Genomic DNA, 4,723 nt, shown 5'->3' with positions numbered 1-4,723 from the left:
GGCTGCGCGATGCCTTCGAGCGCGGCCAGCGCGGTTTCGACCAGCAGCTCGGTTTCGGGGCGCGGAATCAGCACGTCGGGCGTGACGTCGAAATCGAGGCCGAAGAACTCGCGCGCACCGACGAGCTGCGCGATCGGTTCGCCCGCCACACGGCGCGCTTCGAGCGTACGGAAAGTCGCGACCGGCGCGGCGTCGAGCACTTCGTCGCCACGCGTGATGAGCTGGGTGCGACGCCAGCCGAGCACGTGCATCAGCAGAATGCGCGCTTCGAGCGCGGGCAGCGGCGAGGCGCGCAGCAGGGCGTCGGCGGTGAGTTCGCTCATGATGCGTTCAGATGCGAGGTCGATGAATGACGTTTGGTGCGATTTAATCGGAGTCGCCGAGCGAAGCCAGCTGTTCGGCCTGATGTTCGGACAACAGCGCGCCGATCAGTTCTTCGAGATCGCCATCCATGATCGCTTCCAGCCGATACAGCGTCAGATTGATCCGGTGATCCGTCAGACGACCCTGCGGGAAGTTGTAGGTGCGAATCCGCTCCGAGCGGTCGCCGGAACCGACGAGACTCTTGCGCGTGGCCGCTTCCTTCGCGTGCTGCTCCTGATACTGCTTGTCCTTGATGCGCGCGGCCAGCACCTTGAGCGCGCGATCCTTGTTCTTGTGCTGCGAGCGGTCGTCCTGACATTCCACGACGATGCCGGTCGGAAGGTGCGTCACGCGCACGGCCGAATCGGTCTTGTTGATGTGCTGGCCGCCCGCGCCCGACGCGCGGAACGTGTCGATGCGCAGATCGGCGGGATTGATCTCCACTTCGCCGATTTCGTCGGCTTCCGGCATCACGGCGACCGTGCACGCGGAGGTGTGGATGCGCCCCTGCGTTTCGGTCGCGGGCACGCGCTGCACGCGATGGCCGCCCGACTCGAATTTGAGCTTCGAATACGCCGCCTCGCCCGCGATGCGCACGATCACTTCCTTGTAGCCGCCCAGATCCGACTCGCTCGCCGACATCATTTCGATCTGCCAGCGGTTGCGTTCCGCGTAGCGCAGATACATGCGCAGCAGATCGCCCGCGAACAGCGCCGACTCGTCGCCGCCCGTGCCCGCGCGGATTTCGAGGAACACGTTGCGGTCGTCGTTGGGATCCTTCGGCAGCAGCATCATCTGCAATTCCTGCTGGAGCTGCGCCATGCGTTCGCGCGAGGCTTTCACCTCTTCTTCGGCGAAATCGCGCATCGAAGCGTCGCTGAGCAGGTCCTTCGCCGCCGTTTCGTCGTCCTTCGCCTGACGCCACAGCGCGTAATGCTCGACCACCGGCCCGATTTCCGCGTGCTCGCGCGTGAGTTTGCGGTACTGGTCGCGGTTGGACGTCACGTCGGGACGGCTCAACAGGTCGTTCAGCTCGGCCAGACGCGTAGTCAGCTGGTCGAGCTTCGATTGCATGCTCGTTTTCATCGGGGCGGTACGGAGCGGGCTCCGGGTAGGACTGCGGGAAAGGGCGGTGGGCGGAACGCCCGGGAATGCGTGCGCACGTAGCGTGCGCGCGGATCATGGCAGAGTCTGCGCCATGGGCTGCGGCGAATGCCGCTAACGGTCCGAAGAGCCGGACGCGTTGGACGCCGCGTCGAGATTCGACGCCTGCGTGGAGGTTTCGGGCGCGGCGTCGTCGGCCTTGCCGACCTTGGCCGGCTGACCGTGACGGTAGAAACCGCTCATCATTTCGATGAGCGAGTCGCGCTGGTCGCCGCTCGACGAGTTGAGCGCCTGCGTCGGACCGTGGATCAGCTTGTTGGTCAGCGACTGCGACAGCGCCTCAAGCACGGCGGACGGATCGTCGCCGCGCGCGAGCATTTTGCGCGCGCGTTCGAGTTCGGTGCGGCGCAGCGTGTCGGCCTGCGTGTGCATGTGGCGGATGACCGGCACGATGCTGCGCGTGTCGAGCCACTGCATGAAGTTCGCGACACGCGTTTCGATGATGGTTTCGGCCTGCGCGACCGCCGCCTGGCGCGAGGCGTTGCCTTCGCGCACGATGGTGCCGAGGTCGTCGACGGTGTAGAGGAACACGTCTTCGAGCTGGCCGACTTCGGCTTCGATGTCGCGCGGCACCGCAAGGTCGACCATGAAGATCGGGCGGTGACGGCGCGCCTTCACCGCGCGCTCGACCGCGCCGAGACCGATGATCGGCAGCGTGGACGCCGTGCACGACACGATGATGTCGAACTCGTGCATGCGCGCGGGCAGTTCGGACAGCGGAATCGACTTGCCGCCGAAACGTTCGGCCACATAGCGGCCGCGCTCGGCGGTGCGGTTCGCGACCACCAGTTCGCGCGGCTGCTGGGCGGCGAAGTGCGCGGCGCACAGCTCGATCATTTCGCCCGCGCCGATGAACAGCACGCGCTGGTTGGCGATCTTGTCGAAGATGCGCTGCGCGAGACGCACGGCCGCGGCAGCCATCGACACCGATTGCGCCCCGATTTCCGTGGTGCTGCGCACTTCCTTCGCGACCGCGAAGGTGCGCTGGAACAGCTGGTTCAGATAGGTGCCGAGCGCGCCAGCCTCGGTGGCCGTGCGCACCGCGGTCTTCATCTGACCGACGATCTGGGTTTCGCCGAGCACCATCGAGTCGAGCCCGGACGCCACGCGGAACGCGTGACGCACGGCTTCGGACTGCGGCAGCGTGTAGACGTGCGGCGCGAGTTCTTCGGCGCGGATGCCATGGTAGTGCGAGAGCCATTCCACGGCGGAATCGCGCGAACTTTGCGCGTCGGTGGCGCAATAGAGCTCGGTGCGGTTGCAGGTGGAGAGGATGGCGGCTTCGGGCGCGCTGAGGCTGCGGCGCCCGCCGGACCACGCTTCCTTGAAGAGCGCGAGGGCCGGCTTGATCTGTTCGAGCGGAAACGCCACGCGTTCGCGCAAGGCGACGGGCGCGGTGTGGTGATTGATTCCGATCGTTAGAAGCTGCATACCATGGGGCGAAGATTTAGGCGGATATTATAACTTTTCCGCGCATCTGACATTGTCGCCCGCAACGTCGGGCTATTCCGCTGGGCTTATAGGCAGCCGCTCAAGCTGATAGCCAAAGCCGTACAGCGTCGTCAGACGCCAGCCATGCTCGGGCCCCAGCTGTAATTTGCTGCGCAGCCGCGAAGCGTGTGTGTCGAGCGTGCGCGACCTTACGTCGCGGTTCAGATTCCACACCGTTTCGAGAATGCGCGCGCGCGAAACGGGGCGCGAGGCGTTCGTGAACAGCAGCAGTGCGAAGCGGAATTCCTTCGGTGTCAGCGTGACGGTCTGGCCCCGAAACGACACCTGGTAGCGCGCCGAATCGAACAGATAGTCGCCGAAACCATGGCGCGCGCGGTTGCGCGGACGGCGTACGCCGGCGCGGCGCAGCAGCGCGTCGATGCGGGCGAGCATTTCGGGGCCGCGCACGGGCTTGCTGATGCAGTCGTCGGCGCCCGCCTGGAGACTGCCGACGATCTCGCTTTCGTGCGGCGAGGCCATCAGCACGATGGCGGGCAGGCCGGGCAGCAGACGGCGCGCGTGCGGGATGAGGTCGTCGCCGCGCTGATCGCCGCACCAGTGCGCGGCGATCAACAGGTCGAAGGTATCGTCTTCGAGCGCCGCCATGAGCGGCGCGGCGTGCGCAAAATGCCGGCACGCGTGACCGCCCGCGATGAGCAGGCGTTCGACGAGTTCAGCATGACGCGCGTCAGGTTCGACAAGGGCGATTCGCATAGCAGTTTCCAGCCGCGGCGGGCCGGGCGCGCTTGCCTTGCGCCATCCCGCCCCCTACACTCAACCGCTACGCGGAAAGCGCCGAGCCGACCGTTTTTCAGTGAAAGCACTGTTGTTAATGAGACAAAAAGAAATGCTATTCGCCGCGCAGCGACGGTCCTATCGGACTTTTCTGAAAATCCCTAGGACAAGTCGCTAATGGGCTGGCTCGGCATCGTCGTGCTGGGAGTCGCGGTGGGTCTGGCGGGCTGGCTGTTCCATCCGCGTCGCCGTGCCTCGGGCGCCGCATCGGGCGGCCTCGCGCTCGCCGTCGTGGCGGCGCTGGCCGGCGCGGCGATCGCCAAGGCCGCCGGGCGCGCCACGGGCCTCTTCTACGACGGCGAACTGCTCGAATGGCCGGTCTGCACGGCTGCCGCATTCGTGTGTGTCGCGGTGGCAGTCGCGCTGCGCGCGCGGCGCTGAACTCTCCCGCTTTCCGGCACGCTGACTTGCGCCTTCCTACGTCCGCCTCCGCTTTCTCTCACGCCCGCCGCGCGGTCCGGCCACACGCCGGCGCACCCGATCTCGCATCTTTCGGCACACTTGAGGTGCCGGTCCCACATCCGCAGGTGAAACCATGAACGCCCGACTTCCCGAAACGTCCACGATCCCCCAACGCATCGCCGCGCTGCGCGCCGCGATGGCGAGCGCGCACGTCGATGCGGCTCTCGTGCCGTCCGCCGATCCGCATCTGTCCGAATACCTGCCGGGCCGCTGGCAGGGGCGCGAGTGGCTATCGGGTTTCACGGGGTCGGTCGGCACGCTGGTCGTGACGCAGGATTTCGCGGGCGTGTGGGTCGACAGCCGCTACTGGGTGCAGGCCGAGCAGCAACTGGCCGGCACCGGCATCCAGCTGATGAAGATGATGGGCGGCCAGCAGACCGCGCCGCACGTCGACTGGCTCGCGCAGAACGTGCGCACGGGCGGCACGGTGGCCGTCGACGGTGCGGTA

At 66.6% G+C, this 4,723-nt stretch carries 4 protein-coding genes and 2 pseudogenes; 2 read left to right on the top strand and 4 right to left on the bottom strand.

The window, feature by feature from the left end; translation table 11 throughout:
- From G3N97_RS36705 to G3N97_RS36690, 4 genes and pseudogenes are all read right to left on the bottom strand, one after another.
- A pseudogene (locus tag G3N97_RS36705) lies at positions 1–323 on the bottom strand (protein-(glutamine-N5) methyltransferase, release factor-specific); the annotation flags it as partial.
- Between the two features lie 43 nt (positions 324–366).
- Positions 367–1,449 (bottom strand): peptide chain release factor 1, encoded by a 1,083-nt coding sequence (gene prfA, locus G3N97_RS36700; RefSeq protein ID WP_065062639.1) that lies wholly within the window; start codon positions 1,447–1,449, stop codon positions 367–369.
- A 240-nt stretch (positions 1,450–1,689) separates the two neighbouring features.
- Positions 1,690–2,958, bottom strand: a pseudogene (hemA, locus tag G3N97_RS36695) (glutamyl-tRNA reductase); the annotation flags it as partial.
- Between the two features lie 72 nt (positions 2,959–3,030).
- Entirely contained in the window at positions 3,031–3,732 is a 702-nt protein-coding gene (locus tag G3N97_RS36690; protein WP_205997673.1) for a response regulator transcription factor, read from the bottom strand.
- A 198-nt stretch (positions 3,733–3,930) separates the two neighbouring features.
- Between G3N97_RS36690 and G3N97_RS36685 the strand changes: the two genes are divergently transcribed.
- Positions 3,931–4,194 carry a hypothetical protein gene (locus G3N97_RS36685; protein ID WP_205997672.1) on the top strand — a complete coding sequence of 88 codons (264 nt, stop codon included), beginning with the start codon at positions 3,931–3,933 and terminating at the stop codon, positions 4,192–4,194.
- 154 nt (positions 4,195–4,348) lie between these two features.
- Positions 4,349–4,723 (top strand): aminopeptidase P family N-terminal domain-containing protein (locus G3N97_RS36680; protein WP_205997671.1); only part of this gene is annotated, 375 nt, incomplete at its 3' end.

Source organism: Paraburkholderia sp. Ac-20347 (assembly GCF_017104805.1).
GTDB lineage: Bacteria > Pseudomonadota > Gammaproteobacteria > Burkholderiales > Burkholderiaceae > Paraburkholderia > Paraburkholderia tropica.
This window is presented reverse-complemented; position numbering and strand designations above follow the sequence as displayed.

Excerpts from the sequence above, each read along its gene's own strand:
- prfA (WP_065062639.1), bottom strand. The coding sequence starts at position 1,449 with ATGAAAACGAGCATGCAATCGAAGCTCGACCAGCTGACTACGCGTCTG.
- G3N97_RS36690 (WP_205997673.1), bottom strand. The coding sequence starts at position 3,732 with ATGCGAATCGCCCTTGTCGAACCTGACGCGCGTCATGCTGAACTCGTC.
- G3N97_RS36685 (WP_205997672.1), top strand. The coding sequence starts at position 3,931 with ATGGGCTGGCTCGGCATCGTCGTGCTGGGAGTCGCGGTGGGTCTGGCG.